At 56.1% G+C, this 667-nt stretch carries 1 pseudogene; it reads left to right on the forward strand.

What is annotated here, in order from left to right:
- Positions 1-667: pseudogene (locus tag CIK89_RS13555) on the forward strand (hypothetical protein); the annotation flags it as partial.

Below are 667 nucleotides of genomic sequence, written 5' to 3' on the forward strand. Positions count from 1 at the left end.
CCTTCGAGTACTATCCAGAGGGAACGCTGGCAAAAGCAGTGTCTTACGATGCCGACAACAGGAGCACAGCCGTATTCACCGACCTGCTCGGGAGGAAGATTATGGAGCGCACCGCAGCAGGAGATACCTATTATGTATATAACGACCTCGGCCAGCTGCGCTTCGTGCTCACACCTGCATTCAACAAAATATCGCAGGAAAAGACAATATATGCATACGAATATCGTTATGACAATAGAGGGCGGGTGGTATGGAAGAAACTGCCCGGGGCGGAATGCGTGCAGTACTGGTACGACAGTGCCGACCGCATGGCGTACATGAGAGACACCGCTCTGGGAAACCGCTACCGCTTCTGCCTGTACGACCGCTTCGGAAGGCTGTGCGTGCAGGGCACATGCAGCGACGGAAACCGCGACGGGTCGGTGCTCTCCGCTACATCATACACGAGCGGATCAGGGGGTGTCTGCAGCACAGGCTACTCCGCACCGTACAGCATCAGCGACCCGCAACTCGAGATAGTCAACTACTACGACACCTATGAATTCATCGGCAACAACCTTACAAGCGCGATGCCTGCATTAACCATTGGACAGGAACAGAGACAGCACGCCATCGGCTACCTTACGGGACAGGTGGTGTACGCTACCGGCGGCGAGGCCCTCGGCAC

The sequence above is a fragment of the Prevotella sp. P4-119 genome (assembly GCF_002251345.1).
In the GTDB taxonomy this organism is placed as follows: domain Bacteria; phylum Bacteroidota; class Bacteroidia; order Bacteroidales; family Bacteroidaceae; genus Prevotella.